Annotated in this window: 21 protein-coding genes; 1 reads left to right on the top strand and 20 read right to left on the bottom strand. The window is 43.0% G+C overall.

Going from position 1 to position 25,222, the window contains the following annotated elements:
* Positions 1-92: 92 nt before the first annotated feature.
* The 20 genes from DYI25_RS02815 to DYI25_RS02720 all read right to left on the bottom strand — a co-directional run bounded on the left by DYI25_RS02815 (position 93) and on the right by DYI25_RS02720 (position 24,345).
* Positions 93-827: a DUF881 domain-containing protein gene (locus DYI25_RS02815; protein WP_213369362.1), complete on the bottom strand. Its 735-nt coding sequence runs from the start codon at positions 825-827 to the stop codon at positions 93-95.
* On the bottom strand, positions 775-1,566 hold the full coding sequence (locus tag DYI25_RS02810; protein ID WP_213366768.1) for a cell division protein FtsQ/DivIB: 792 nt from the start codon (positions 1,564-1,566) through the stop codon (positions 775-777). The genes DYI25_RS02815 and DYI25_RS02810 overlap by 53 nt, the downstream gene beginning before the upstream one ends.
* 262 nt (positions 1,567-1,828) lie before the next feature.
* Positions 1,829-2,737, bottom strand: a complete 909-nt coding sequence (gene murB / locus DYI25_RS02805) for a UDP-N-acetylmuramate dehydrogenase (RefSeq protein ID WP_213366765.1) — start codon at positions 2,735-2,737, stop codon at positions 1,829-1,831.
* A 61-nt stretch (positions 2,738-2,798) separates the two neighbouring features.
* Positions 2,799-3,893, bottom strand: coding sequence for an undecaprenyldiphospho-muramoylpentapeptide beta-N-acetylglucosaminyltransferase (murG, locus tag DYI25_RS02800; protein ID WP_213366763.1), 1,095 nt, complete (start codon positions 3,891-3,893; stop codon positions 2,799-2,801).
* Positions 3,894-4,419: 526 nt separating this feature from the next.
* Entirely contained in the window at positions 4,420-5,520 is a 1,101-nt protein-coding gene (gene spoVE / locus DYI25_RS02795) for a stage V sporulation protein E (protein WP_213366761.1), read from the bottom strand.
* 102 nt (positions 5,521-5,622) lie between these two features.
* The gene (murD, locus tag DYI25_RS02790) at positions 5,623-6,975 is read right to left on the bottom strand and encodes a UDP-N-acetylmuramoyl-L-alanine--D-glutamate ligase (protein WP_213366759.1); all 1,353 of its coding nucleotides are present in this window, start codon (positions 6,973-6,975) and stop codon (positions 5,623-5,625) included.
* The gene (gene mraY, locus DYI25_RS02785; RefSeq protein ID WP_213366757.1) at positions 6,976-7,950 is read right to left on the bottom strand and encodes a phospho-N-acetylmuramoyl-pentapeptide-transferase; all 975 of its coding nucleotides are present in this window, start codon (positions 7,948-7,950) and stop codon (positions 6,976-6,978) included.
* Between the two features lies 1 nt (position 7,951).
* Complete coding sequence (locus DYI25_RS02780; RefSeq protein ID WP_213366755.1) at positions 7,952-8,401, bottom strand: hypothetical protein; 450 nt, start codon at positions 8,399-8,401, stop codon at positions 7,952-7,954.
* 1 nt (position 8,402) lies between these two features.
* The gene (locus DYI25_RS02775; RefSeq protein WP_213366752.1) at positions 8,403-9,863 is read right to left on the bottom strand and encodes a UDP-N-acetylmuramoyl-L-alanyl-D-glutamate--2,6-diaminopimelate ligase; all 1,461 of its coding nucleotides are present in this window, start codon (positions 9,861-9,863) and stop codon (positions 8,403-8,405) included.
* A gap of 228 nt (positions 9,864-10,091) precedes the next feature.
* Entirely contained in the window at positions 10,092-12,005 is a 1,914-nt protein-coding gene (locus DYI25_RS02770) for a stage V sporulation protein D (protein ID WP_213366750.1), read from the bottom strand.
* A gap of 965 nt (positions 12,006-12,970) precedes the next feature.
* Entirely contained in the window at positions 12,971-15,181 is a 2,211-nt protein-coding gene (locus tag DYI25_RS02765) for a penicillin-binding protein (RefSeq protein WP_213366748.1), read from the bottom strand.
* Positions 15,181-15,540, bottom strand: a complete 360-nt coding sequence (gene ftsL, locus DYI25_RS02760; RefSeq protein ID WP_342032468.1) for a cell division protein FtsL — start codon at positions 15,538-15,540, stop codon at positions 15,181-15,183. Before ftsL ends, DYI25_RS02765 begins: the two co-directional genes overlap by 1 nt.
* 32 nt (positions 15,541-15,572) lie before the next feature.
* Positions 15,573-16,511 carry a 16S rRNA (cytosine(1402)-N(4))-methyltransferase RsmH gene (gene rsmH, locus DYI25_RS02755; protein ID WP_213369360.1) on the bottom strand — a complete coding sequence of 313 codons (939 nt, stop codon included), beginning with the start codon at positions 16,509-16,511 and terminating at the stop codon, positions 15,573-15,575.
* Between the two features lie 57 nt (positions 16,512-16,568).
* The gene (gene mraZ, locus DYI25_RS02750) at positions 16,569-17,000 is read right to left on the bottom strand and encodes a division/cell wall cluster transcriptional repressor MraZ (RefSeq protein WP_102262102.1); all 432 of its coding nucleotides are present in this window, start codon (positions 16,998-17,000) and stop codon (positions 16,569-16,571) included.
* A 243-nt stretch (positions 17,001-17,243) separates the two neighbouring features.
* Positions 17,244-18,878, bottom strand: a complete 1,635-nt coding sequence (gene bshC, locus DYI25_RS02745; RefSeq protein ID WP_213366746.1) for a bacillithiol biosynthesis cysteine-adding enzyme BshC — start codon at positions 18,876-18,878, stop codon at positions 17,244-17,246.
* Between the two features lie 808 nt (positions 18,879-19,686).
* Positions 19,687-20,079, bottom strand: a complete 393-nt coding sequence (locus tag DYI25_RS02740) for a DUF3397 domain-containing protein (RefSeq protein WP_342032467.1) — start codon at positions 20,077-20,079, stop codon at positions 19,687-19,689.
* On the bottom strand, positions 20,076-20,972 hold the full coding sequence (locus DYI25_RS02735) for a 2-dehydropantoate 2-reductase (RefSeq protein ID WP_213366744.1): 897 nt from the start codon (positions 20,970-20,972) through the stop codon (positions 20,076-20,078). The genes DYI25_RS02740 and DYI25_RS02735 overlap by 4 nt, the downstream gene beginning before the upstream one ends.
* A gap of 239 nt (positions 20,973-21,211) precedes the next feature.
* Complete coding sequence (locus DYI25_RS02730; protein WP_213366742.1) at positions 21,212-22,753, bottom strand: acyl-CoA carboxylase subunit beta; 1,542 nt, start codon at positions 22,751-22,753, stop codon at positions 21,212-21,214.
* A gap of 21 nt (positions 22,754-22,774) precedes the next feature.
* The gene (locus DYI25_RS02725; protein WP_213366741.1) at positions 22,775-22,987 is read right to left on the bottom strand and encodes an acetyl-CoA carboxylase biotin carboxyl carrier protein subunit; all 213 of its coding nucleotides are present in this window, start codon (positions 22,985-22,987) and stop codon (positions 22,775-22,777) included.
* Between the two features lie 14 nt (positions 22,988-23,001).
* Positions 23,002-24,345: an acetyl-CoA carboxylase biotin carboxylase subunit gene (locus DYI25_RS02720; protein ID WP_213366739.1), complete on the bottom strand. Its 1,344-nt coding sequence runs from the start codon at positions 24,343-24,345 to the stop codon at positions 23,002-23,004.
* Positions 24,346-24,711: 366 nt separating this feature from the next.
* Here DYI25_RS02720 and DYI25_RS02715 point away from each other — a divergent pair, with 366 nt between their 5' ends.
* Positions 24,712-25,185: an N-acetyltransferase gene (locus DYI25_RS02715; protein ID WP_213366737.1), complete on the top strand. Its 474-nt coding sequence runs from the start codon at positions 24,712-24,714 to the stop codon at positions 25,183-25,185.
* Positions 25,186-25,222: the final 37 nt, after the last annotated feature.

The raw sequence follows: 25,222 nt of genomic DNA, 5'->3' as shown, positions 1-25,222 counted from the left end.
TGGTGGGGTATTTTCTATCCCAATCTAAACAGCCTATTAAAACATTTACTTTTTACGGCATTTGTATGATGAAAGTAAAACGATGGCCGTCATCATTTTCCCAAAATCGGATCCATTTTAATATCTTCCTTTTCTTCTAACGAAAAAACAATCTGGTCATTCACAAGCTGATCTTTTACCCCACCGGTAATATTGAGAGCGGAGGAAAGAACATCGGGGTCGCCAATAGCAGTGATTTCAAATGGGGCAGGATGCTGGTAGCCATCAACAGTAATGACAGGGCCAGTACACAATATATAGGAATTGTGTGCAATTCGCTGCCCGTTCACAGCGATAGCGGCAGCTCCTGAAATGTACAGTTCATTTATCACCTTGAAAACATGATGCTCATGGACTAGATAATTATTGATATTTTCTTCATCAGGATCGTACTCTCCATCAGCAAGAGTCACTTTTACACCTTTACCCCTGACCTCCACCTTGCCGAGGAACATACGGTACTTCTCAGCATCCTCAGCCATGTTAAAGAAAACCTGGGCTTCTTTGGAAAAGCTGGATTCGATTTCCCTTACCTTTTCCTGCTTGGCATTCAACTCTTTCTGGAGCTCTCGGTTTGTTTCTTCCTGTTCTATTAAATCGTTCCTAAGGCTTAAATGCTTCTCCCACTGCCTGTCTGTTAAGCCCTGGCTTTTGTCACTCTCGTCCTGTGTGACACGGAATGAAAAAGCGACCATGAAGCCGAGCACTAGGAAAACGATTGAAAGAATTACACGATTACTGTTCACTTTCTTTTTCAATTTCAACTTCCTCAGCTTCCTCTGCTTCATATGCTTTAAAATAAGAGCCAACCTCTAAATCGATCACACCCTTTTTGGAAGGGTCAAGCTGGCTGACAATTGAAGGATAATGTGCCATTTTATCAGAAAAAGTCCTGAGAGTAGCATTTACTTCGAAACCGTCATTCATATACAGCTTAATAAGATATTTATCCGTTTTAACAGGCTGTGAATGTATTTCAGAGATCGAATTGATGACCACTTCAGGCAATTCCTCTAGTGAAGCGATCATTTCATCCAGGACCTTACCTTCTTTAAAGCCTATTAAGATTGGCGCGTTGACTGGAATTTCATCAATCTGCTTTTCACCAAGGATATTCCCATTTTCAAGGACCGGGTAAAAATTCTTTCCCTTTGAAATGTAGGCAAGCCTGCGATATTCTTCAAGCTTAATGCCGACCGTGTTTGGAAGCCTTACGGTCACAGTAGCTTTCTTGATTTCCTGGATTTTCTCCAGATTTTCTTCAACTTCGCCTTTGCTGACTTTCCACACATTTGACTCAAAGCTGAGCCCGCTCTTTTCAACGATATGCTCGTAAGAATAGGATTCATTTCCTGTAACAGTAATTTCTTTCACCTTGCTAAGCGGTGACTGAAAATAGATAACACCGGCTATTAATATAAAAAACAAAGCCAGAAGCATGATAAGCCTGCGATTGGCTTTCTTGCGCCTTTGATGTTTTAACTTTGGAATCCGATCTTCAATTGAGACGATTTTCCTCTTGTCCATTTTCAATCCCCTCTTTATCGGCTGAACCCATTTCCAATAAGAATAACATCTTTTTTCTTGATCTTGCAGGTCAAAGCCATCGTTATAATAATTTTAGATTAGAAGCTCCCCATTAATTCAAAAAAACAAGGTATGTACAGCAGCACATTATAAGAGAAGAACCTACGGCATGAGAAATTGTCATGCCGTTTCTTATCAGGCCAGCATCCTAATCTAATGAATTATTATATCACAAAATTTTACAGCTTGAACCACTTTCCTGCTATTTTCGTCCTATAATTTCTACCTCTGTCTCCATTTTCACACCATGTAAATCGAGGACAGTATCCTTTACATGCTGAATCAGACCGAGCACATCCTCAGCTTTTGCATTTCCTTTGTTCACAATGAAGTTTGCATGAAGCTCCGAAATTTGCGCTCCTCCGATTTGATGGCCTTTTAAGCCTGATTTTTCGATTAAATTCCCAGCATAATTGGGCAGGGGATTCCTGAAGACACTGCCGCAGCTTGGAAAGTTATATGGTTGGGTTTCTTTTCGATAATCCTTGTTTTTTTGAAGCTCCGCCACAATTTCATCCTTATTGCCTTCTTTAAGCTGGAAGATGGCTCCTACGACAATCCCTGGCCGTTCTTTCTGGAGGACCGATGTCCGATAAGAGAATTTCATTTCTTCATTTGAGAGCCACTCAAGAGTGCCATCTGCAAAGAGTACATAGGCTTTCTCCAGGATTTGTGAGATATCTGATCCATGGGCCCCTGCGTTCATATAAACCGCGCCGCCAATCGATCCAGGAATTCCACCTGCGAATTCAAGCCCTGAAAGTCCTTTGCGGCTAATAGTGATAGCAAAGTTGACCAGTGAAAGACCTCCACCAGAAGTCACTCTTGTACCATCAATCTCCAAATCATCAAGCCCGGAACCCAGTTTAATCACAACACCTTCAATACCTTTATCTGAAACGAGGAGATTTGACCCTCTGCCTATCACGGTCCATTTAACACCAGAATCTTTAATGACTTCAACGGCTTTTCTTAGATTTTCTATTGATGAAGGTTCAATAAGTATGTCAGCAGGTCCGCCTATTTTCATCGATGTGTGGTTTGCCAGCGGTTCATTTTCCTTAACCGAACCGATGCTCAATTCTCTAAGTTTGCTAGCTAGATCCTTCATAATTACCTTCCTTTCACGATACAGCTATTTTGACCATTTTATGCAGCTGCATGCCTATAGGCTACTTTTTCGCCAATTCCTCCATGAGACGGTACAGTCTCTGGGCAGCGTCAGGGATACCTAGTCTTTTCGCGGCCTTTTTCATATCGGCCAGCTTCTCTTCGTTCCCCAAAATGTGATCAATACTTTCAACTAACTTCGGCCCTGTAAGATCTTTTTCAAGAAGCAGCCGTGCTGCTCCGTTATCACTTAATGCCCGCGCGTTTTTTTCTTGATGATTATCGGTTACATATGGGCTCGGAATCAATATGCTCGGGATTCCCAATGAAGTAAGTTCAGCTAGTGTAGTCGCTCCTGCCCTTGCTACCGTTAAATCCACCCCGGCTAACACCTCTGGCATATTGTGTATGAATGGTTTGATGATGACATTTTCCGGATTTCCAACAAGCTCAACTTCCTTCTGGACATCTTCAAAATGAACGTCGCCCGTAACATATAGAACTTGATATGGTTTGCCGCTTAATTCAGTCAGACTTTTAATGACTGCTTCATTAATTGGCCTGGCACCCCTGCTTCCGCCAAAAATAAGTACAGTCGGGATTTTAAGCTTAAGGCCGGCAGACAATCTGCCTTTTATTCCATCCTGTCCCAACACTTCGGACGCTCTTGGGTTACCAGTTAGCACGACCTTTTGCTCAGGGAAGAATCCCTTTGCTTCCTCGAAGCAAATCGCGATTTTATCAACATAACGGCTCAAGAATTTATTCGTCAAACCTGGAACGCTGTTTTGTTCATGGACAACTGTAGGTATGCCCATTTTCGCAGCTGCATAGACCACCGGTCCGCAAACATAGCCTCCCGTACCAATGACTACATCTGGCTTGAACTCCTTGAGCATTTTTTTACTGTCCCTGACACCTTTAAGAAATCGCAGAATTGTTTTTACGTTTTCAAATGATATCTTACGTTTGAACCCTGTAATATGTATGGATTTAAACGGGATGTTTTCCCTGGGCACAAGCTTGCTTTCGAGCCCTTTTTCTGTCCCTATGTAGAGAAACTCGACATTTTCATCCTTTTTTTGAATTTCCCTTATTAGTGCGAGCGCAGGGTATATGTGTCCGCCTGTACCGCCGCCGCTAACTGCAATCTTCATTTTTCCACACCTCAGCAACTTATCTCTTTTTTAAGGCTCTTTTCGTTAACTTTGTTACTTTCTCCACGAAAAGTAAAAACCGGCAACTGGGTTTTTACGAGTACTAACGCAATCATCTTCCGAAGTCTCCTCGAAAAGAGCCCCTATGCCTTTACTAATGCGAGTAAAAATACCTGTTCGTAAAGCAATATTCAATCCGAAAACAGTATTATTTAATCGCGTCCATCACGCATGCGCTTCACTCACCTAGGTCTTTCCAGATGCGTGATGTGAATTTTGATGGGTGAAAGTAGCCTATTAAAAAGGCACTCCCCGGTTTTACCCTATTCTACTATATTCTAAACTTCAGAACGGTTTTTAAAGATATTGTTATTTAAATGTAATATAGCATGAACATAGCCATATTCCTAACATATTCATAGATCATGTCCGAATTTCCGGCTCCTTTTTTAGATCAAATCCCACAGTAGAAAAAAACATTAAAAACAAAAGGCCCTGATGTCAGGGCCTTTGTTTTTACAACAGTTTAATACCTCGAGTGGCGACTGATATTCAACAACACTCCGACAGCCATCAGCATCAACGTCAGGGATGACCCACCGTAGCTCAGGAATGGGAGCGTTATACCAGTAACAGGCATAAGGCCAGTGACAACACCGATATTGATCATCACCTGAATGGCGATCATCGCGATGATCCCAGTGGCAAGGAAGGTTCCGAATAAATCGGGAGCCCCAAGCGCAATCCTTATCCCCCTCCAAAGCAGCAAGGAGAATAAAAGAAGGATTAATGAACCACCAATGAATCCGAGCTCCTCAGCGAGAATAGCGAATATAAAGTCTGTTTGGGGTTCGGGTAAATAAAAAAACTTTTGCCTGCTTTGTCCGAGGCCAAGACCGAATAATCCTCCCGGGCCGATCGCATACAGCGATTGGATCATTTGGAACCCGCTTCCGAGAGGATCCTCCCATGGGTCAAGAAACGATGTGATTCGTTTCATCCTGTATGGTGCGGAAATAATCAGGCCGACAAATCCGGCGACCCCTAGCAGTCCGAGGCCGACAAAATGACTTATCCTGGCTCCAGCAATAAAGATGATGACAACAGAAGTGCCAACCATTACTGTTCCTGTGCCTAAATCAGGCTGCAGCATAATCAGGCCAAATGCCAAAAACACAAGTCCTAAAGAAGGAAATAGTCCCTTTTTAAATGTAGTGATCGCCTTCTGGTTCTCTGACAAAAACTTCGCGAGGAAGGCAATCATCGCAATCTTCATGAACTCAGATGGCTGTACAGAGAAGGCTCCAACTCCTATCCAGCTTCTTGATCCATTCCGCACATTCCCGATTCCAGGAATCAAAACAAGGATCAACAAAACAAAACAAATAATCAATATGACTTTCGCCCATGTCCTCCATGTCCAATAGTCAATATTCATGATGAAAAACATCGCGATGATACCGACGACGGCAAACAGCATTTGCCGTTTAGCAAAGAAGAAGGAATCATTAAACTTATAGTCCGCCCAGACAGCACTTGCGCTATAGACCATGATTAAGCCCACTGCCAAAAGCGTAAATGTTACTATCATAAGAAATATGTCTGGAGTAGATTTTTTCGTTGGCAAAGCAATACACCTCGGCTGTATGATTTAGGGCTCATATGCCGCTTCCCATCCAGCCTGCACCTGAGGCCAAGCAACCTGAGTCATGTTGTTCAAGACAAGCCCTTACTTAAGCTTATGCACGGCCTCGATAAACATGTCTCCCCTGACCTCAAAAGTTTTGTACTGATCCCAGCTCGCACATGCAGGAGACAGCAGGATAACATCACCGGGTTCTGAATGTTCAAATGCCACGGGAACGGCCTTTTCAACATTATCGGCCCGCAAAATCGTTTTTATTCCTGCATCATGTCCAGCCTGTCCAACTTTTTCAGCTGTCTCTCCAAAGGTAATCAATGTCTTCACATTTTTTAGTGAAGGAACGAGCTCATCAAAGGAATTGCCCCTGTCAAGACCGCCAGCTAGCAATACGATCGCTGCGTCGAATGCAGCCAGGGCATTTTCAGTAGCCAAAATATTCGTTGCTTTTGAGTCATTATAAAATTTACGCTCATCAATAGTGCCCACATACTGAAGCCTGTGCCGAACACCTGCAAAGGTAGTAAGCACCTTAACGATGGCCTCTTTATCCGCACCTGAAAGCAGCGTCGCCGCAACGGCTGATAAAATATTCTCCAGATTATGTTTGCCCGGCAGGACAATATCCTTCGTTTCAATAATCTGCTCACTGTTAAAGCAAACCCAACCGTCTTTCACATATGCCCCACTGTCCAAAACCTTTTTTGTTGAAAAAGGGACGATTTGAGCATGTGAATTGCGTGCAATCTCCAGGACCTCATCCTGATCCGCATTCACAATCAGATAATCCTCTTCCGTCTGGTTCTTCGTGATCAGTGCCTTCGCAGAGATATATTCGTTCCGCGTACCGTGATAATCCAAATGAGCATCGTACAGATTGGTGATAATTGCAATCCGTGGCTTAAATTGGTCGATTCCCATCAATTGAAAAGATGACAGTTCAATAACGATCGTATTTTCAACGGTTGCTTCCTGAGCAACTCCTGATGCTACCGTACCGATATTACCTGCAATCAATGGATGCCTGTTCCCTGCCTCAAGCATTTCGAATATTAACGTTGTAGTAGTTGTCTTGCCGTTTGTTCCTGTTATGCCAACAAGCGGTGCATCAGAAATCTGATATGCAAGTTCTACCTCAGTAATGACCGGAATTTTCTTTTCAAACGCCTTTTGAATCATTGGATTAAAGTAGGGAATCCCAGGGTTCTTGACGACCAATTCAAAGCCTTCATCCATCAATTCGATCGGGTGGCTTCCACAAACAACCTTGATTCCCTGCTCAAGCAATCCTTGCGCTTCGGGATTTTCAGAGAGAGGCTTGCTGTCGTTGACAGTTACAAAAGCCCCTAATTTATGTAGTAGAGCAGCCGCACTGACTCCACTCTTAGCAAGGCCAAGTACAAGTATTTTTTTATGTTGATATGTTTTAATATCTTTCATCTAAATCCACACCTCAATATAAATTCCAAGAATCGCGAAAAGAAGGCCAACAGTCCAGAATGTGACAACAACCCGCCATTCCGACCAGCCAATCAATTCATAGTGGTGGTGAAGCGGACTCATCCTGAAAATTCTCTTCCCGGTAGTTTTGAATGAAATTACCTGAAGGATAACGGATAATGTTTCAATGACAAAAATTCCGCCAATGATGATCAGGATAATTTCAAGTTTTGCCAGGATCGCGACAGTGGCAATCGCACCTCCAAGAGCGAGGGAACCAGTGTCTCCCATGAACACTTTTGCAGGATGTGCATTAAATACAAGAAATCCTAAAACAGCGCCAACTACCGCAACTGAAAAAATCGAAAGCTCATATTGAGATTGGCTCCAGGCGAGAACGGCAAATGCACCAAATGCAATAGCAGCAGTACCGGAAACCAGCCCGTCAAGCCCGTCCGTCAGGTTAACAGCATTCGAAAAGCCGACCATCCAGAAAATAATGAACAGCGCATATCCCCATCCAAGATCAAAAGAAATATCCGTTAACGGGATGCTGATCTCAGTTGAAAATTCACTTTGCTTGAATATGAAATAAAAAATGACGGAAACAATAATTTGGCCTAGCAGCTTTTGCTTAGAAGTCAAACCAAGATTTCGCTTCATTACAACCTTGATGAAATCATCCATAAAACCGAGTAACCCGAACCCTAACGTAACAAATAACAACAGATACGTTTCAACAGAAGGCTGGGAAAACTTTCCGGTCATGACAAGGGTCGTTACCGTAATTGATATTAAGATCATGACACCGCCCATTGTCGGTGTCCCTGTTTTCTTCTGATGTGATTTTGGACCTTCATCCCTAATGCTCTGGCCAAATTTAAGCCTTCTCAAGAAAGGAATAAACACTGGAGAAAGCAGTACAGTAATAAGAAAACCCATCAAGATTGTGAAAAAGATAACTTGCTCCAGCATTCTACTCCTCACCTGCCTTATTCTGATTGTTGCCAAAACCATTGATGTTTTCGGCCATCACAGCTATATCATATGTTTCATCAGCTTCATTAAGAAGTTCTTTGTTTAGGAAAATGAATTTCGTTCTTTCGTTGATGTCTTCGTGTTGTGATAAGTGATCATAGTATGAGTTCATAATTTTCTCTAAGCCTTTCAAATTATCTTTTGTGTAAAAAATCGGGAAGTGGTTTGGCGCGTATGCCGGCACCTGCTCGTCTTCAGGCCAAACAGCTGCCACAGCACCATTCGAAATTGCTTCTTGCAAATGGCCGGAATCAGTCGATACCGGGACAAACAGCCCTTTAGGCTGTTTGTCGCCAGCCAGACTGCTTACAGTATGGAAGCGGATATTCTCATCCTTGATTCCAGTTGTTCTTGAAAATAGACTTGAAACATCCTGGTATGTCAGCATATTACCTCTCCTCTATCGCCTCGCGTGCCACAATCCGGTCATCAAAGTCAAAGGTCCTATCACCAATTTGCTGGTATGTTTCGTGGCCCTTCCCAGCAATCAGGATCACATCCCCCGACTTCGCATTTTTCACGGCATGCTGGATAGCTTCCTTCCTGTCGATAATCGAAGTATAAACTTCACCTTTTACTCCTTCTTCCATATCCTTGATGATTTCTGCCGGATCCTCACTTCTTGGGTTATCCGAGGTGAAGATGGCATCTGTAGAATATTCACAGGCGATTTTCGCCATAAGCGGACGCTTCGTACGATCACGGTCGCCGCCGCAGCCAACTACACAAAAAACCCTTTCCTGGGCAAATTGCTGTATTGTCTTCAGGACATTCTCAAGGCTGTCCGGGGTATGGGCATAGTCAACAATCACAGAGAAATCCTGTCCTGCATCGACTACTTCAAACCTTCCCGAAACTCCCTTAACACTTTCTACAGAGGCGATGATATCATCTAAAGATAAGCCGGACACGAGGGCAGCACCAATGCTCGCTAGTACATTATAGATGCTGAACTTACCGATTAACTGTATGTTTACCTTTTTTACGCCAAACGGACTGACCAAATCAAATGATGTCCCACTAGCTGTCATCGCAATGTTGATTGCCTGCAGGTCAGCATGGTTATCAATGCCGTAAGTTAATATATGGGCAGTTGTAAGCATGGCGTATTCATCACTTGCCGGATCATCTGAATTCAGGACTGCAAATTTCGGGTTTTCATGGTTGAAGGCATTTCCGAGCTGTGAAAACAAAAGCCCCTTTGCTTTCCTGTATTCTTCCATCGTCTTATGGTAGTCCAGATGGTCCTGCGTCAGGTTCGTGAAAACAGCAACATTGTAATCCGTACCATGGACACGTCCATAAACCAGAGCATGTGACGATACTTCCATTACAGCTGTATCAACCTGTTCGTCAACCATTCTCTTGAACGTTTTTTGAAGGGTCAGGCTCTCCGGTGTCGTATTCTTCACTTCAAAGATTTGCTCGCCGATCTTTGTGTACATCGTTCCAATCAGTCCGGTCTTCTGTCCAGCATCCTTGAAAATTTGTTCAATAATAAGGCTGGTCGTAGTTTTACCGTTCGTACCTGTGATTCCAACCATATGAAGCTTCTGGCTAGGCTGGCCGTAAAATGCATCAGCAAGCACAGCCATTGCCCGCACCGTGTCCTTGACAACAATTACAGGGACATTCACAGGCAGTTCTCGTTCGGCCAGAACGGCTGCTGCTCCATTTTTCACGGCTGAACCAGCAAAATCGTGACCATCAACTGTATAACCTTTTATGCATATGAATAAACTTCCAGGAGTCACTCTGCGGTTATCATTTTCAATTGAAGTAATTTCGGGATTTTCTCCCTTATAATCCACGAACGGGTGCAAGTAACCAATCAATTCGTGTAATTTCATAAATATCAAATCCTCTCAAACAACATGGCGACTCTTATTTTACATGATTAGGCTGAAATTAGCCATTGTTGAGATGAAAAGAGCAAGCCCTTTTTGCATGAGTAAGATTGGGTTTCTGCTCAACAAGAGAAATGGCCAACAGACTAAGCAGGCGGCGGATAATTATCCTGCCGCCTCTTGCTCACCATAAGCTTATATTTCATTTACAATCTTGAAGTCCAGATTGGGTTAATCGTTCATATAAACCCTAATGGTTGAACCTTCCTTAATTTTCACCCCTGGTGAAGGAAGCTGTTTGACAACTTTCTCGCCATCGCCTGCAATATCAAGCTTGAAATTGATCAATTGCTGCCTGAGTTCCTGTTTGGATAAACCGATCAGGTCAGGGACCTCCACCATTGGTGTATCCAGCCATGTCATCTCTTTTTCAATCTGGTCTTTCCGTGGAGGAACCTCCATCGCGCGCAGGCTATCTTCCATTATATCGCCGACGATAGGAGCTGCCACTACCCCACCGAACTGTACTGTTCCCTTCGGATTGTCAACGGCGACATAGATAACAATTTGAGGATCATCCGCAGGTGCAAAACCTATGAAAGAAACGATATGGTTATTTTCGAGGTAGCGGCCATCCTTTGCCTTCTGGGCAGTACCAGTTTTGCCGCCAACCCTGTATGAGTCTACATAAGCATTTTTACCTGAACCTTTAGCTACGACACTTTCAAGCGCATGCCTGATTTCTTCTGAAGTTTCTTCAGAGATGACCCTTCTTTTAGCCTGTGGTGATTTCTTCATGACGACCTCTCCAGTAACCGGGTCAATCAGTTCTTTAGCAATATATGGTGTATAAAGTATTCCACCATTTACTGCTGCTGAAACCGCAGCGACCTGCTGGATCGGTGTAACAGAAACACCCTGCCCAAAAGCCGTTGTTGCCTGTTCAATCGGACCGACTCTGTCCAGGTTGAACAAAATCCCTTTGCCTTCCCCTTGAAGGTCAATGCCAGTTTTCTCGCCAAAGCCGAAGTCTTTCACATATTTAAAAAGATTTTCCTTGCCTAACCTATCCCCAAGTTCAACAAAGCCGGGGTTGCAGGAATTCTCAACAACTTCAAGAAAAGACTGACTCCCATGTCCTCCCTTTTTCCAACATCTGATTCTCGCTCCAGCCACTTCAACAGAACCAGAGTCATGGAAGTGATCTTTTTCAAGGTCCACCTTTTCTTCCTGAAGCGCAGCGGCGAGAGTAACAATTTTGAAAGTAGAACCTGGTTCATACGTGCTCCAAATCGGCAGGTTCCGGTTGTAAACTTCTGGTGCTACATTACGGAAGTTAGCCGGATCAAAGTCAGGCCTGCTAGACATTGCGAGGATTTCTCCGGTATTCGGATTCATGGCGATCGCAATGATGCCATCTGGATTATATTTTGCCTGGGCAATATCCAGCTCCCGCTCGACGATGGTCTGTACCCTGCTGTCGATCGTCAGCTTTAAATCAAGCCCGTCCACAGGAGGTTCATAATCATCAGCCATATTGTTCATCCGCTGCTGTTTTGCATCCGCATAAAATTGAACAGAGCCCTTTTGCCCTTTTAGTTCCTTGTCATAATAGAGCTCCAACCCCATCAATCCTTGATTGTCAATACCTGCGAATCCAAGCACATGCGACAAATAGCTTCCATAAGGATAGTGGCGCTTTGAATCCTCGCCAATGTATACACCCTTGATATCCAGAGCCCTGATTTCCTTAGCTTTCTCGTGAGAAATTTTTCTGCCCTCAGGAATTCTCTCAATCATTGCTTTTTTCGTAATATGTTGGTAGGCCTTCTCTTTAGACATATTTAAAGCCTTCGCCAATATTGCCGCAGCAGCTTCAGGATCCTCCACCTGGCGCGGCACTACATAAACAGTCGGTGCACTAATATTCGTGGCAAGCGCCACACCATTTCTGTCCGTTATTTCCCCTCGCTGCGGTTCAAATGGTACGTTCCTGCTCCATGAATCCTTTGCCTTCCCTGTCAAAAAATCCCCCAGCATAAATTGCACATAACCAAGCCGGACATCTATGATGAAAAACACCAAAATTCCAACCACCAGAACGAGAGCCAGCCTCTTTCTGACCGTCACATTTGATACACGCATATATTGAACGAACCTCCCTCTATAGTTGTTCCAATAGTAAACTAAGATACTCTCAGACACTCGTTCAAATATATGCTTGTACGAATTCGAATATAACAAGAAGTGGAGACAAGCTGAGGTTTGTTGAGGACCCGGAGCTTCGTCTGGTTCGTCTGGTTCGTATATCTTCAGGGGGAATGTCTGAACGTGAAGTTACTACTGACAAAACAAGGAGATCCAACTTGGATTTTCTGAACCTAATGCTAGTTTGGACAAAACGAGGAGCCCCGACTGGGTTTTTGTCCGAACCTTATGCTACTTCGGACAAAACGAGGAGATCCGACTGCGTTTTTGTCCGAACCTGATGCTACTTCGGACAAAACGAGGAGCCCCATCTGGGATTTTGTCCGAACCTGATCCTACTTCGGACAACACGAGGAGCTCCGTCTGGGATTTTGTCCGAACCTAATCCTACTTCGGACAAAACGAGGAGCCCCGTCCGGGATTTTGTCCGAACCTGATCCTACTTCGGACAAAACGAGGAGCCCCGTCTGGGATTTTGTCCGAACCTTATCCTACTTCGGACAAAAGGAGGAGCTCCGTCTGGGATTTTGTCCGAACCTAATCCTATTTCGGACAAAACGAGGAGCTCCGTCTGGGATTTTGTCCGAACCTAATCCTATTTCGGACAAAACGAGGAAATCCTACTGGGATTTTGTCTGAACCTGATGTTACTTCGGACAAAACGAGGAAATTTGACTGTGATTTTGTCCGAACCTGATGTTACTTCAGACAAAATGAGGAGATCGGACTCCGTTTTTGTCTGAACCTAATGCTAGTTTGGACAAAACGAGGAGCCCCGACTGGGTTTTTGTCCGAACCTTATGCTACTTCGGACAAAACGAGGAGCTCCTACTGCGATTTTGTCCGAATTTTGGACTGCTTCAACCAAAATATTAGGAACCACAAAAAAACAGAGGAAGGGCTCAACCGCCAACTTCCTCTGTTTCTTCATTTTCTTCCTCTGTTTTCAAGGATTTCTCAAATTGTTGCAGCGGGGTTTCCAGCTCGACAATCAGATTTTCTCCTTCATTGATTGGCACCCCTGGCTTTAGGCTTTGTTTTGTGACATAACCGCTGCCGGCTTTGTTTAGCTTAATCCCTGCTATTTGCGCCAGCTTCATGACATCCCTTAGTGACCAGTCTGTCATGTCTGGGTATGTCATAACTCCAGATGCCCTGATAAAAACTTTTTCTCCTTCAAGAGCCATTATTTCTGACCTTGGCAGCTGCTCCTCCACCTGGTTTCCGTCCCCGATTATTACTGTCTTAAACCCTTTTGAATCAAGCAGCTCCTTTGCTTCTGATGCATTCATGCCAGTTACATCAGGAACCGGACTGGAATCCGCCTTTTCCATAGAGGCAGGTTTGATATTCAAATATTGAAGACTGCTCTTCATCACTGATTTGAAAATCATTGAAGTGGGAATAGAGCCTTTAAAGTAATGGTCTATTTCCGGCTGCTGAACCGCGACATAGACAATCAGTTTAGGGTCATCTTTTGGAGCCATCCCAAGGAATGAAAACAGATAATCGCTAGCTCCATCCAAATAACTGCCGTTCGCTGTTATGTTCGCAGTACCTGTTTTACCAGCAACCTCGTAGCCATCGATTGCATATGACTTCCCTGTCCCATGCTCTCCAGTTACAACTGTCCCCAATACATCTCGCACTTGCTTCGCTGTCTCAGCAGATATAGGCTGGCCAACAGACTTTGGCTCCTCTTGCTTAATAACATCACCTGTATTTGGATCGACAATCTTATCGATCACTCTCGGTTTCATCATTTTCCCATCATTAGCTACTGCTGTAGCTGCCTGGATCAGCTGAATTGGCGTTATAGTCGATCCCTGTCCATACGATGTCGTGATTTTTTCAATTGGCCATCTATAGACAATAGTTCCAGCTGCTTCGTTTGGAAGGTCAATGCCTGTAGGCTGGTCAAAGCCAAAATCAGTTAGGTACTCCCTGAATTTTTCAGTACCGATTTTTTCATTTACTAGCTTTGCCACTGCTACGTTCGAGGAACGCTGTATTCCTTCAAGATAGGTAATTGAGCCCCAGCCACTGCCGTTATGGTCGCGTATCGGCTTGGAATTTTCGGTAACTTTATAGGAACCAGATTTATACCACTCATTCGGAGTCCATTTGTTCTCCTCAATTGCCGCTGCAAGCGTGAAAATTTTCATCGTCGATCCTGGCTCGATTGGTGTTTCGACCACCTCATTATGCCAGCTGTTATCCAGCCCATCTCTTGTCGTCGGGTGGAAGCTCGGACGCTGTGCCATAGCAAGGATATCACCAGTCTTCGGATCAGCAACGACTGCAATGATTTTCTTAGGCTTATATTCCTTGTCTACACGATCGACCGCATCCTCCACGAATGTTTGGATTTTTTTATCAATTGTTAAAAACACGTTGCTGCCATCTTTGGCAGGGCTGACTTTTTTCTCTGCATCAGGTAAAAGGAAGCCCCATAAATCACTTTCAAATGAAAGAGAACCATTTTTACCAGTCAATACATCATTAAGTGTTTTTTCAATCCCGAGCTGGCCGGAAGTAACTGTTTTCTTGTCCCCTGTTTCTTCCCTCTCCACAAAGCCCACTAAATGGGATGAAAATACACCGTTCGGATAAAATCTCTTTGAATCTCGTGAAAAAGTAATTCCAGGGAGCTTCTCCTCTTCGATTTCCCGTTTGGCTTGATGGGAAATATCGCGGCCGGCTTTTCCGAATTCAACCTGCCAAGCTCCTTTTTTCGTAAGTCTTTTATAAATATCAGACTCACTCATATCGATATATTTCGCAAGGACTGCTGCGGTTTTCGCAGGATCGTTTACATGCTTTGGCTTCTTTTTATTCGTAGTCACTGAATCATTAAGGATTGCGACAAGCGTATAGGCCGTAGTATCCTCAGCAACAACCTCGCCTTTACGGTCAAAAATCGTTCCTCTTGTCGCCTCGATTACTTTTTCATTCGAGTACTTTTGCTGCGCCCTTGCAGCCAGGGCTTGTCCGTGTACCTCTCCAGTTACCTGGATTGAAATGAACCTGAAAATCAAGATAAAAAAGAGCAGGCTGAATATTACGAATAATACCGCTGCTCCTGCATTCATATTTGGCTGTTTCTTGATCATCAGTTTTCCACACCTTTAACATTGTCTTCATTCAATGTTAAACCGAGCTTTTCTGTTACCTTCTTAATTCTTTCATAGGTACTTAATTCGCTAATCTGGATTTCAAGGTCACTGTTAATCTTTTGCTGCTCCTGAATATTGCCTTCAATGATTTGGATTTCTTTGTTGACTTCGTAAATGGCTGCCTGTTTTGAAACCATGAATGTAGCGCCGAAGCAAACAATTGCCCCGAAAACAAACATCAGGATTTTTTCGCCGGGCGTCAGTATCGAATTGCGTTTCGCAGGCGCTTTTGCCGGTGCCTGAACAGTGCGTTGCTGCTGTTCTTGCTGCAATTTTCTAGCCAGATTGCTCATCATTTTCCCTCCTGAAAATTATATTTTATATTTTTTTATTTTTTTACTTTTTCAGCGATACGCAGTTTTGCCGATCTTGCCCTGTTATTGAACTCTAGCTCTTCCTCTGAAGGCAAAATTGGCTTTCTAGTGACCAGCTTCAGCTTCGGCTGGTATTCTTCAGGTATGATTGGCAATCCTGGAGGTAGCGGCGGTGTTTCGCTCGCTTTTTTCAAGGTTACCTTACAGATCCTGTCCTCCAGTGAATGGAAGGTGATAACACTAATCCTTCCACCTATAGCAAGTAGGTCAATCGCCTGTTCGAGTGATTTTTCAAATACACCAAGTTCATCATTAACAGCGATTCTCACCGCTTGGAATACCCTCTTAGCTGGATGACCGCCTTTTCTCCTTGCAGGTGCAGGAATCGCATCCTTGATCAACTCGACAAGTTCACCAGTGGTTTGAATCGGATTACTTTCTCTTGCTGCCTCAATCTTTCGGGCAATTTGCTTTGAGAATTTCTCTTCCCCGTACCGGAAGAAGATTTTGACCAATTTTTCATATGGCCATTCATTAATGACATCGTAAGCGGACAAGGGTGCATCCTGGTCCATCCGCATATCAAGCGGAGCATCATGATGGTAGCTGAAACCTCGTTCAGGAGTGTCCAGCTGCGGAGATGAGACTCCAAGGTCATAAAGGACACCGTCAACCTCAGTTACACCATGTTTTTCAAGCTCTTCCTTCAGATAAAGAAAGTTACTTTTAATGATTGTCAGCCTATCGCCATAAGCTGCAAGTTTTTCTTTTGCATTCGCAATTGCGACATCGTCCTGGTCAAACGCATATAGCTTTCCTTCTTCTGAAAGCTTGGACAAAATTAATTCACTGTGGCCTGCGCCACCGAGAGTGCAATCCACGTATGTACCGTCAGGCTTGATATTGAGCCCGTCTACTGTTTCTTCCAGTAAAACTGTTGTATGTTTGAACATCATGATCCACCTTTCCAATCGAGGAGCAGGTAATATTATATCAGAATAATGTTACCCTTAAATATCAAATCCAATCATATTTTCCGCAATTTCAGCAAAAGATTCCTCAGATTCTGCGAAATATTCTTCCCAGATGGCTTTGCTCCAAATTTCAATTCGATTGGAAACACCTAAAATCACACATTCTTTCTCAAGCTTGGCGTACTGCATTAGCGGGGAAGGAATATTGACTCTTCCCTGTTTGTCAATTTCACTCTCGGTAGCACCCGAAAAGAAAAAACGGGTAAATGCTCTTGCATCTTTTTTAGTCAGCGGAAGTCCTTTTAGCTTTTCTTCAATTACTGACCATTCAGAAACGGGATAACCAAATAAACACTGGTCAAGTCCACGGGTAAGAATGAACATCTCTCCCAGATTTTCACGGACCTTGGCAGGGATGATCAATCGGCCTTTGCTATCAACATTATGATGGTATTCACCCATGAACATGCCACTACCCCCACTTTCTAAATACAATGTACCACATTCCCCCACTTTTCACCACCTTATTTTAAATATTCTCCCCACTCCCATGAATTCCTGCCGGAAATATACATTTCCATGAATTTCTTTCATTTCAAAAAAGTTGCTTTTACCGTAATTCTTTTTTTTCCTGCTTTTCGGCAATGCAAAGGTAAGTAATTTATTCTCCAAAGAAAAAAGCTCCATCCTTTTAGGATGAAGCCTGTAGAGTTACATCTTTATAATTTTGTGGGTTCCATCAAATTCATAATGAAGCTTTAGTAATTCTGGTATCAAATCCAAACCGTACTTATTCAAATAGTAGAATGGATTCCAAACTCTTTCCTGCGGAGACCCTCCCGGCCTTAGCGCATTTTCTACTCTTGTGAATTTTCTCAGGATATGGTCATGCTTACAGCAGATTGCCTCTACGATTTTATCCTCCATGAATTCAACTTGCTTTATCAGGATGGATTCGTTCTTTTGCAGCATTGGCATCAGTACAGGGTCGATTCCGTTTGATTTTTCACGGATGACTTTATATTGATCTGCCAGCATTGACTTTACATTCTCGAAAAGTTCTTCTACTTCACGATCTTTAAGAGAATCGATAAATTTCAGCTCATGTCCGCTAGTGCCTGAAATCAAAACCTCTTTCAAATCAAGGTTCAGTTCTTCTAGATCAGACTCAATTGACCTTTCGAGCAGTGTAATGTTAAGTCTAGGTACAAGTGGAGGCATTTTGAGACCGAAATGTTCGAAAACATTTTTCAACTCGGCCCAATAGGCAATTTCTCCCGGACCGCCAATGAACGCAAGTGTTGGGAATAGCCACTCCTGCATTAACGGACGAGTAACCACATTATTGCTAAGCTTTTCAGGATATTCGTTCGCAATCTCCACCAGCTCATCATATGTAAAGCTAATTTCTCCATTCTTACCTGCAAACCCTCCACTTTGTGGGTCAAATTGGAGCAAAATCCGCTCATTCACTTTTTCATCGTAAAAGAAGAGATTCGCCGCATTCTCGTTTATATCAATCATATTCGCAAAGCCTGCCGTACTCGTCTGTTCTTGCTGACCGAGAACAGCAGACGTGATTTCACGATGGTTTTTTATTTGATTGATGAAATATTCTTTTTCCAGCTTGCGCAGCTCTTTATTGCCGGAATCCACAATCAGCAAGCCTGAATCCTTGAAAAGCTCCATGATAATCGTTGCAAAAAAATCAACGAAGGATTCGGCTGTCTTCAATGATTCAAGGGCAAATGCCAATACTTCTTTCGTGTGCTTTGTCTCACCGTATGTTTCAATGATTTCTTCGACCCAGGAATAGCAAAGATCCCGATTGATACACACTTCAGAAATCATTTTTTTCTCTAGATTCCTTTCAGGATAAACCCACTTTTCCTTCTTATTGTCCTTCATGACATACACATGGTTAACTTCCTGGTAGTCATGATCTTCCCCGGCAATCCAGAATACGGGGACAACTGGAACTCCGAGCTCCGCCTCTTTTTGTTCAGCAAACTTGATAATCGAAATCACTTTATGGATCGTATATAGCGGTCCAGTCAGAATACCTGCCTGCTGTCCTCCGATGACCGCGACGCTATTTTCTTTTCTCAGCTTATCGATATTTTCAGTGATTTTGTCAGACTTGGCATAACGAGACATGAATGATTGAATATGGTCTGCAAGCTCATTCCTCATAAAGCTTCTATTGTTCAATTCATCAAGACGATGAATATAAGAGTTTTCGTTTATAAAATTATAATGAAAGAAGCTCTGCAATCCAGGGCTCCCAGCTAGATAATCTGTCGCAAACCGGTTCGCTGCCGGAAGAGAGAGATTCAACATCTCCATTAACTTGTACTTCCTTTCTCGTAAGCGATTTTTACTGTTATGAGTATAGCATTGATTTAAATGAAATGAAAAAAACTTTGCCTTACGAAATTTCTAAAATCAAGATTTTCTTAATAAACTTGTGAACAAACTTGCACTTTCCTATGCACAAACACCAATTATATACCTAAAAGAACAGATCGCCTCTGGCTTTCCTTTTTGCCAGAACGTTAACCAAAGAACATAGTGGGGTTCTTGACAGCTTTGGCTTCTTTTCCTTTAAACCTGTCTGAATAACAAAGGATTCTTGACAGCTTTGGCTTCTTTTCCTTTAAACCTGTCTGAATAACAAAGGATTCTTGACAGCTTTGGCTTCTTTTCCTTAAAACCTGTCTGAATAACAAAGGATTCTTGACAGCTTTGACCTCTTCTCCTTTAAACCTGTCTGAATAACAAAGGATTCTTGACAGCTTTGGCCTCTTTTCCTTCAAACCTGTCTGAATAACAAAGGATTCTTGACAGCTTTGGCTTCTTTTCCTTTAAACCTGTCTGAATAACAAAGGATTCTTGACAGCTTTGGCCTCTTCTCCTTTAAACCTGTCTGAATAAAGGAAGCATTCAAGCACTTAGACGTCTGGTCTTTAAACCAATCGCCTAATTGACCCCTCTAAAATATAAAGTACAGTACCTCTTCTTAAGACCATCAAAATGTTCCCTTAACATACGTACTCTATTTACCTCAAAAAATTCTACACAAGGACAGAATTTACTAATTTCCTGGCAAACAATAAAAAATGCTGGACCTCCAAGAAGGCGGTCCAACACTATGCTAAGCAAACAGGAATGTCAGGCGCATAAACAAACCATATAACACAAGAACGATGTAGGCAGAAAAGAAGATTAGGAAATTGAAGCGCCAAAATCCCTTAAATACCTTTGGCAAGACGATTTCCTCTTTATATTTCCAGTGAATCCATACAAATATTGCCGCAAGTCCAAACAAGATGATCAAAATCAGCCACAGGAAGGACCTTTCCCAGATGGTGATGATCAAAAAATGGACAGACAGCACCAGCAAAAAAGTGCTGAAGTCAATTGCCATATTAACCGAACGCCGATGGTTGCCTGTAATTTGCTTACTGATGATGAACACAGCGAGGTAGCCAATCATTGGAACTGTGATCAATGTGGCAACAAGTGCGGAGAAGAATCCCGGCATCATGCTCCCTCCCTTTCGTGCTCCTTCCCCTTGATGCATTGATAATAATTATGTATTAATGGAGCTTTTATATTTTTGCTTCTAGATAATTCGAGCAAATACCCGAGGATGGCGTCAATTTCAGTTTGTCTGCCATTTTCAATATCCTTATACATGGATGAATGGTTATTTGCCGTTTTTTCGCAAACTGTCATAAGGTTTTGGAAGTACTGTTCCTGATTAGGCAGTTCAAGTACATGAGCACATTCTTGAAACAGTTGCTTAAAAATTTCAAAGAAAAATGGATTGTGGATCAGTTCACCATTTTTAACTTTGAGAATTGCTGTCAACGGATTGATAACTGAATTAACCACCAATTTTTTGATTAGCATCTCCTTGAAGTCCGATTCAAGGAAAAATGGAAAACCAGAAGGAGCATTAGTAGTTATTTCTCTAAGAAGGCCAGCTTCTCCTTTAAATACCGCAGTTCTGGTAACGCCTATACCATTATGTTGAACTGTATAGCCATTCTCTCTTACCGCTCCGTGTTCAATAGATCCGACATAAACTTCTGTTGTTGCCAATTCTGAGAGCAGTTTGATATGGCCATATCCATTTTGGAGAAAAAGGATGGGTCCTTTGGCTTTAACTTTTATCTCAGTTATTAAATCAGCGAGCTGGTATTGCTTCACCGCAACGACTGTTAAATCTTCATTCCCCGACCATTCCTGGATTGGGGCAGCAGTTACCAGGACAGGAGCCTGCTCTATTCCACCTTTTACAAGATGAAGACCATGTTCGTTAATTAAGTCTGCTTGATCCTGTGTCCTTGTGTATATAGAAACCTCATTGCGCAAGCTTAGGTAATAAGAGAATAATAAACCTATTGAACCGCCGCCGATTATTCCTATTTTCATAAAAACCCCTCATCTTGCCCTTTTAAAAATTATAAAGGACATTCATGCATCTTCTGGAAAACCTTTTATATTAGACACCAATACTATAATGACTTTAGTAATATTTTAGCAGAAACAATGCTTTATTAGGAAGAAGGGATTATGGTTATTTCAATTAAATTTAATAGAACTTTAGATTTAGCATACATATTTGCACAGTAAAAATGAAACGGAGATCCAATAGGATCTCCGTTTTGATTTTATACAGGATATACAGGGTGTTTCCTGACACTGAATTCCATATCTTTTGTTTCGTATAGCTTGAATCGGTCTATCAGTGCATTCCTCAGGTCGTTGGCTGCAACAATGTCATCTACGATCAGTTCGGAAGCGAGCTTATAGATGTCGATACTTTCTTTATACTCCTGGTGCTTCTCCTGGACAAAAGCGATTTTCTCTTTAGGGTCTTCAATTTGGTTGATTTTGTTGGAGTATACTGCGTTAACCGCAGCTTCCGGACCCATTACGGCGATCTGCGCAGTCGGCAGGGCGATACAGCAATCTGGTTCGAATGCCGGGCCTGCCATTGCGTACAAGCCAGCTCCATATGCCTTTCGGACAACTACAGATATTTTCGGTACGGTAGCTGAGCTCATCGCGGCAATGAGCTTTGCTCCATGACGGATAATCCCCGCTCTCTCAACCTTCGTACCAATCATGAATCCCGGTACGTCTGCAAGGAATAGCAATGGGATATGGAAGGCATCACAGAGCGTGATGAATTTAGCAGCCTTATCGGCAGAGTCCACGAACAATACTCCACCCTTCACCTTCGGCTGGTTGGCAATGATTCCAACTGCCCTGCCATCTATTCGTGCAAGCCCAGTGATGATTTCAGGAGCAAACAGCTTTTTGATTTCAAAGAAACTTCCTTCGTCGATCAGGGCATCAATGCCTTCATACATATCAAATGGAGCGTTTTGGTTCACCGGAACAATCTCTTCAAGACTTCTTCCAGCCTTAGGTGCCACTCCTTCAATCAATTCTGTCTTCGATTGGAAATTTGCAGGGAAATAGCTTAAATAGCGCCTCGCCGATTCAATGGCTTCTTCCTCGCTATATACGAGCATGTCGCCTACACCACTGACAGAGCAATGCATGCGGGCTCCGCCCATTTCCTCTAGCGTTACTTTCTCGCCGATTACCTTTTCCGCCATCCTTGGAGATCCTAGATACATCGAAGCATTTTGGTCAACCATGATGACGATATCGCAGAAAGCAGGAATATACGCCCCGCCGGCTGCGGAAGGCCCGAATAGAAGGCAGATTTGCGGGATAACGCCGGACAATTTCACCTGATTATAAAAAATCTTGCCTGCTCCCCTTCTGTTAGGGAACATATCAAGCTGGTCTGTAATTCGCGCACCCGCTGAATCGACAAGATACAACAAAGGAACCTTAAGTTTTTCAGCTGTTTCCTGGATCCTGATAATCTTCTCAACAGTCCTGGCCCCCCAAGAACCAGCTTTTACTGTTGAATCATTCGCCATGACACATACTGTTTGCCCGCCGATTTTGCCAATTGCCGTAACGACACCATCTGCCGGAAGGTCACCAGCCTGGAAATTGGCGAATTTGCCATCTTCCTCATAGACTCCGTCGTCAAATAATAGATTCAAGCGCTCACGCACAAACAATTTATTTTGCTCAGCCAGCTTGTCATGGTATTTCTGTTGTCCGCCAGCTTCGATTTGTTGAACTTTTTCCTGTAATGTATCAGTTAAAGTCTTTGCGGTAGTCATTCTTCTCCTCCTTAAAATCTATTATTCTAGTACAAGCAGGACATCGCCTTCGTTTACAAAGTCACCGATGTTCACCTTCACTTCAGCAACGTTTCCAGCCCCTTGGCTTTCAACTGGGATTTCCATTTTCATCGATTCAAGCATAAGGACTTCTTGCCCCTCTGATACCGTATCTCCAACTGCAACCATCACATTAAGTACTGTACCTGCCATATTTGCTGTAATTTCTTTCATGTTCTCTTCCTCCTCTATTTGGATGCCAATTTTCTTTCTGTTAAATAGGCTGTCGTATAGTTGCCGGATCTGAAGCCCTCTTCACTTAATATTTCTGCAAACAACGGGGCATTGGATTTGATGCCTTCGAGTTTCAACGTTGCAAAAAACTCTTGCGCAAGCTGGATTGCTTCTTCCCTAGTACTGCCTCCTACTATGCATTTGGAGACCATAGGGTCATAAAAAGGAGTCACAGTCGAACCGGATTCATAACCAGAATCAACTCGAACGCCTTCTGCCTCTAGCCATGAAAACTCACTGATCTTACCAGGTGAAGGCAGGAACCTTACTGGGTCCTCCGCATACAAACGGAATTCAATCGCCCAGCCCTTCTTTTCGATTTCATCCTGGAGCAACGGCAATTGTTCACCGCGGGCGACAAGGATTTGCCACTTAACTAGATCCAGGCCTGTAATGGTTTCTGTGACTGGATGTTCGACCTGCAGTCTTGTGTTCATTTCAAGGAAATAGAAGTTTTCGTTCCCATCCACAATGAATTCCACAGTTCCCGCATTCACATAATCCACAGCCTTAGCAGCTTTTACAGCGGTATCATACATCTTCTGCCTAGCTTCTTCTTTCAAGAATGGCGAAGGTGCCTCCTCAATCACTTTTTGGTGGCGGCGCTGAATTGAGCAATCACGTTCAAACATATGTACATGGTTGCCATGGGAATCGCCAAAAATTTGCACCTCGACATGCCGGGCATTTTTGATGTATTTTTCTATGAATACTTCATCCGAGCCAAAGTAAGCCTTTGCCCTGCCCTTAGTAGAGTCAAAATTCTTAGCGAGCGCTTGCTCATTTTCACAAAGGACCATGCCAATGCCGCCTCCGCCCCCGCTTGCCTTAAGCATGACTGGGTAGCCGATTTCATCGGCAAGCTTGACAGCATCCTCCAATGTATTCAACCCCTGATCACTGCCCGGCACGACAGGAACACCCGCTTCTTCCATCGTCGTTCTGGCGACAATTTTATCTCCCATTTTTTCAATCGTATCCGGAGCAGGACCAATGAAAGTCAAGCCCGCGTCCTTCACTTTACGGGCAAACTCTGCGTTTTCCGATAAAAAGCCATATCCAGGATGGATGCCATCCACATTTTCTTCCTTTGCGATTCTTAAAATTTCATCAGTATTGAGATATGATTTTTGAACAGGCGGCTCGCCAATCCTGTAAGCGCTGTCAGCTTCTTTTACAAAAGGCAGCTCTTTATCAGCATCAGAATAGACAGCTACTGTTTTAACCCCAAGTTCACGACAAGTTCGGATAATGCGAAGCGCAATTTCCCCTCTGTTTGCAATTAATATTTTTTGCACGCTCTTTCCCCTTTCCCGTAAAAAATACGCTCACTATATAAAATTCTACAATATTCTGTGTATTTCCTGCAAAAATTGGAACCGCTTTCTAAAATTCAAATGCAGAATTTTTCATGTTTTTATAATATAATAAAAATAGGCTATAAAAAACAAATATATTCAGCTGCCTTTAAATATTCCAATTTTCGGGTATATAAATATTGCTACATTCGAATGAATTGTTTCTTTTAAACCCATCAAACTCTATTTCGCTGGAGATGCTCGTTAAAATCCAGATTGAGATTTTAATGATGGTTTGACAGAACAGGGCTTTCGATAAGAGCAATATCCAAAGAATTATTGGCGGCTTGATTGGGGGATTGTTTTATGGTGAATAAGGTGGAAAAACTGAAAATCAATTATAAGACTTTAGAAGAATTCAAGAAATTCAAAGAGTATGGCCATCAGGAGCTTTCGATGCTTGAGGATTTGGAAGCAAACATTGTTGAAAATGATAGTGATTCTCCATTCTACGGGATCTATTTCGGCGACAAGCTTGTTGCGCGTATGAGCCTTTACCAGGTCAAGAAGCAGTTTGACCGCTATTTCGAGCCTCCCCAGGATTATCTGGAACTTTGGAAGTTAGAAGTACTTCCAAATTACCAGGGCAAGGGCTACGGTAGAGCGCTTGTTGAATTCGCGAAAAGTTTTGGCCTGCCGATCAAAACGAATCCTAGAGTAAAGTCTCAGGACTTCTGGGCAAAAATGGACTTTACGCCAGTTCAATATGATGTTGAGAGAGACCGTGGCGAGAATCCGCTTGTCTGGTATCCTGCAGGTGTAACTGAACAGCTGCAATAATTAAGAAAAGAGCAAGCGCGCCTGCCAGTCCGGCAGG

The sequence above is a fragment of the Mesobacillus boroniphilus genome (genome assembly GCF_018424685.1).
Taxonomy (GTDB): domain Bacteria; phylum Bacillota; class Bacilli; order Bacillales; family Cytobacillaceae; genus Mesobacillus; species Mesobacillus boroniphilus_A.
This window is presented reverse-complemented; position numbering and strand designations above follow the sequence as displayed.

Coding starts and splice junctions, on each gene's coding strand:
- DYI25_RS02735 (WP_213366744.1), bottom strand. CDS start 20,972: ATGAAAATAGGAATAATCGGCGGCGGTTCAATAGGTTTATTATTCTCT.
- DYI25_RS02740 (WP_342032467.1), bottom strand. CDS start 20,079: ATGATGCCGGGATTCTTCTCCGCACTTGTTGCCACATTGATCACAGTT.
- DYI25_RS02725 (WP_213366741.1), bottom strand. CDS start 22,987: ATGAAAGAAATTACAGCAAATATGGCAGGTACAGTACTTAATGTGATG.
- mraZ (WP_102262102.1), bottom strand. CDS start 17,000: ATGTTCATGGGTGAATACCATCATAATGTTGATAGCAAAGGCCGATTG.
- DYI25_RS02715 (WP_213366737.1), top strand. CDS start 24,712: ATGGTGAATAAGGTGGAAAAACTGAAAATCAATTATAAGACTTTAGAA.
- murD (WP_213366759.1), bottom strand. CDS start 6,975: ATGAAAGATATTAAAACATATCAACATAAAAAAATACTTGTACTTGGC.
- mraY (WP_213366757.1), bottom strand. CDS start 7,950: ATGCTGGAGCAAGTTATCTTTTTCACAATCTTGATGGGTTTTCTTATT.
- ftsL (WP_342032468.1), bottom strand. CDS start 15,540: ATGATGAGCAATCTGGCTAGAAAATTGCAGCAAGAACAGCAGCAACGC.
- bshC (WP_213366746.1), bottom strand. CDS start 18,878: ATGGAGATGTTGAATCTCTCTCTTCCGGCAGCGAACCGGTTTGCGACA.
- DYI25_RS02810 (WP_213366768.1), bottom strand. CDS start 1,566: ATGGACAAGAGGAAAATCGTCTCAATTGAAGATCGGATTCCAAAGTTA.
- DYI25_RS02775 (WP_213366752.1), bottom strand. CDS start 9,863: ATGAAATTACACGAATTGATTGGTTACTTGCACCCGTTCGTGGATTAT.
- DYI25_RS02770 (WP_213366750.1), bottom strand. CDS start 12,005: ATGCGTGTATCAAATGTGACGGTCAGAAAGAGGCTGGCTCTCGTTCTG.
- DYI25_RS02765 (WP_213366748.1), bottom strand. CDS start 15,181: ATGATCAAGAAACAGCCAAATATGAATGCAGGAGCAGCGGTATTATTC.
- murB (WP_213366765.1), bottom strand. CDS start 2,737: ATGAAGGATCTAGCTAGCAAACTTAGAGAATTGAGCATCGGTTCGGTT.
- murG (WP_213366763.1), bottom strand. CDS start 3,893: ATGAAGATTGCAGTTAGCGGCGGCGGTACAGGCGGACACATATACCCT.
- DYI25_RS02780 (WP_213366755.1), bottom strand. CDS start 8,401: ATGCTGACATACCAGGATGTTTCAAGTCTATTTTCAAGAACAACTGGA.
- DYI25_RS02730 (WP_213366742.1), bottom strand. CDS start 22,753: ATGACTACCGCAAAGACTTTAACTGATACATTACAGGAAAAAGTTCAA.
- rsmH (WP_213369360.1), bottom strand. CDS start 16,511: ATGTTCAAACATACAACAGTTTTACTGGAAGAAACAGTAGACGGGCTC.
- DYI25_RS02815 (WP_213369362.1), bottom strand. CDS start 827: ATGAAGCAGAGGAAGCTGAGGAAGTTGAAATTGAAAAAGAAAGTGAAC.